A 3,537-nucleotide genomic window follows, 5' to 3' on the forward strand; every position below is an offset into this window, starting at 1 on the left:
CGTGAGTGAATCTGATACAGAGCAATTGCATCGCTTACTCACAGATTTTGATTTTATCGAATCAAGACTATATTTATTCGGAGTAGAATATCTATTAAATGATTATGAGGAAGCCATGCATTCTAATGTATGGACTTCAAGTGAAAAAGTTAAAACTCTAAAATTAATTCAAGGGGCAATTGAACTATCATCTCATATCCTTGTGGAAGATAAAACGCAACTACCAGGACAATTGTGGGGGCGACTGCTATCTTTTGAAATACCAGAAATTCAGAAAATGCTACAACAAGCAAAATCCTGGAACCGATCGCCCTGGTTAAAACCAATGGCACCAAGTCTCACACCTCCTGGAGGTAGACTGTTACGCACTTTCATCGGTCACACTGGGTGGGTAAATGCAGTAGTTGTTACCCCAGAAGGATTGGTAATTTCTGGTTCTGCTGACAATACTCTCAAAGTTTGGAACCTGGAAACAGGGAAAGAAATAGCAACCTTAACTGGTCACAAGGCGAGAATTAGAGCTATAGCATTATTAAATGATAAATGGGTGGTTTCTGGGTCTGATGACTTCAGCATCAAAATTTGGAACCTAGAAACAACCAAAGAATTGATCGCACTCACTGGTCATACAAGAGGAGTAAGAGCAGTGGCAGTATTACCAGATGGTAGAGTAGTTTCCGGTTCTTCAGATCATACGATTAAAGTCTGGAATATTGAAACACAAAAAGAAGAAATTACCCTCACTGGTCATAAAGGTTGGGTCAATTCGTTAGCAGTATTATCTGATCAAGAAATTATTTCAGGCTCATCTGATCGCACTCTCAAAATTTGGAATCTCCAGACAAAAGAAGAAGTATTGACACTAAAAGGTCATACGGGTGGTGTGAGAAGTGTAACAACACTTCCAGAAGGACAAGTAATTTCCGGTTCTTCTGACAACACAATTAAAGTTTGGAATCTGCACAGTCAAAAAACTATTTTGACATTCAAAGGTCATACCAAAGGGATAAATGCAGTAGCAGTAGCTCCAGACAATAAGGGAATTATTTCTGCTGCTTCCGACAATACTCTCAAAGTTTGGAGTCTCCAGACAGAAGAAGAGTTATTTGCTCTCAAAGGTCATGCTGATTCAGTATATGCAGTTGCAGTTTTACCAGATGGACGCATAATTTCTGGTTCTGATGATTTTACTCTCAAAGTGTGGAGTCTTGATACTTCTGTAGAATTACCACCTCCGATCGGACATACTAATAGGGTAAATGCAGCAGTAGCGCTACCAGCTCGACAAGCAGCATCAGCGTCTTGGGATAATACAATTAAGGTTTGGAATTTAAACACAACAAAATCAGTTTGTACTCTTAAAGGTCATACTGATCGAGTTAATTCCGTAGCAGCATTACCAGACAAACGTATTATTTCAGCTTCTGATGATAACACTCTCAAAGTTTGGAGTTGGGAAACAGCACAGGAATTGTTGAGTTTAGAAGGTAATACTAGATGTATTTTTGCTGTGGCAGTTACACCAGATGGTAAACGAGCGATCGCCTGTTTATCTGACCAAACTCTAAAAGTCTGGAATTTAGAAACTTTAAAGGAGGTTGCTACTTTTATAGGACATACTGACTGGGTAAGTTCAGTGACAGTAACGCCAGATGGTAAGCGAGTAATTTCTGGGTCTTTTGACAAGACTATTAAAGTTTGGAGCTTGGAAACTGGAGAAGAAGTTTCTACTTTAGTCGGTCATAATGGGTGGGTGAAAGCTTTGGCAGTAACACCAGATGGTAAGCGAGTAATTTCTGGGTCTTTTGACAAAACTATTAAAGTTTGGTGTTTAGAAACCGCAGAGGAACTATTTAGTTTGAGTGGTCATACTGACTGGGTAAGTTCAGTTGCAGTCACACCAAATGGTCAGCAAGTAATTTCTGCATCTGACGATCATACTCTCAAAGTTTGGGACTTAGAAAAGCGACTGGCGATCGCCCATTTTACAGGAGAGAGTTCCTTAGAATGTTGCGCTGTGGCAGAAGATGGAGTAAAAATTATTGTTGGTGAAGCCTCTGGAAGGGTACATTTTTTAACATTAGAAAGTTCTTAGGTCGTAGGTCGTAGGTGTAAGCTCAAGATCGAACACTGGAAACGGAGCATAAATTTGGGATCTTCCTTCAAGAGCGCTTCAATATAACATTTTGATTATAGTTAATCATCCGGACATGGTCATGGCATTATACAAATTTGATAAATTTTTGTTACAAATAGCTAGGCTATTTCTTAGGAGTCAGTGGTAGGGCAAACGGCCGTTTGTCTGTACAGGTAGGGGAGAAGTCGGATTGGCGACGTACAGAATGAATGGCTTCTATACCATTTTTTAGGTTAAAACTTATCTTTTTCATCAAAGGGATATCTTTGATAAAATAAATCTTTTAATCACCCCCAATTATTCGTAACATTCTTTTTTTAAATTGGTATTAGAGGGAGTAGGCAATAGGGGGAAAATCAGGCAAAGAAGGATAGAAGAGAAAGTTTGTCGAGGATGAGATTAACTGGACATGATATTACAGAGCGATCGCTTAATAGACATCTCTATAAAAGAGGGAAAACCGGATAAATAATTAAGAATCTATGGATAATAATTGATTTTATTTTTGATTTTTGGAGATGTTTAAATAATCTCAAAATAACTGGCTTTTGATCGAATATTACTGCAACCACCCGATAGAAATCAATGTATCAACATCATTGTTGTTTTAATAGTTATTGTTTTAGTAGTCGCAATGCTTGAATTGCCAGGAATAAAAAACCCACCGATCCTAATGCAGTGAGAATTTGGGCTACTAAACTAGGTGTTAATATTTCACTCATAATTGTATCCTAAGAAAATCATAAACTTACAGTCTATTTTATCTCAAAGTGCAAAAATTGATATATTATAGTTATTATATTTTTTTGTAATGGCTAGTTTCTAGTAAAGCTTTTGGAGAAAAATAATGCAATTTGAGACGAATGTACAAGAAGCTTGCTACAACAAAATTTCTCTCTGGATGAGAGAATTATTTGATAAATTTCCCTGTGTGAGACAAGATTTACCAGGTGTTACTTTGTTTATGGGTTCTGCTTTAGTTGAAATATCTGTTTTTGCTTGGGGAGATAATGAGGCAATAATTAATACTCGCTCCTATGTGGTGACAAATGTAGATTTAAAAGCAGATTTGATGAAATTTTTACTGCAAGAAAATAGTAAAATGCGCTTTGGTGCTTTTGGTATAGATGAAAATAATAGTATTATATTTGAACATACAATAGTTGGTTCTACTTGCGATAAACCAGAATTAGAAGCATCTGTAAAAGCAGTTTTAGCAATTTCTGATGAATACGACGATAAAATTGTTGAACAGTGGGGAGGGCATAGGGCCATGGACAGAATATATTAGACATCTCCAGAAAAGCTATCCATTATCAGGAACTTCTGAAAACTTTGTGGAGAGCAGGGGAGCAGCGGTGCAACCCCGCGGGGTGCGCTACCAGATGCGTCTGTCGCAA

At 37.6% G+C, this 3,537-nt stretch carries 2 protein-coding genes; both read left to right on the plus strand.

Features of this window, described 5'->3' with window-relative positions:
- A partial coding sequence (locus F6K13_RS24005; RefSeq protein ID WP_287288604.1) for a hypothetical protein occupies positions 1–2,095 on the plus strand: 2,095 nt, incomplete at its 5' end.
- Positions 2,096–2,984: 889 nt separating this feature from the next.
- Complete coding sequence (locus F6K13_RS24010) at positions 2,985–3,428, plus strand: YbjN domain-containing protein (RefSeq protein WP_124147728.1); 444 nt, start codon at positions 2,985–2,987, stop codon at positions 3,426–3,428.
- The last annotated feature ends 109 nt before the right edge of the window (positions 3,429–3,537 follow it).

This window comes from Okeania sp. SIO2B9 (assembly GCF_010672505.1).
Lineage (GTDB): Bacteria > Cyanobacteriota > Cyanobacteriia > Cyanobacteriales > Microcoleaceae > Okeania > Okeania hirsuta.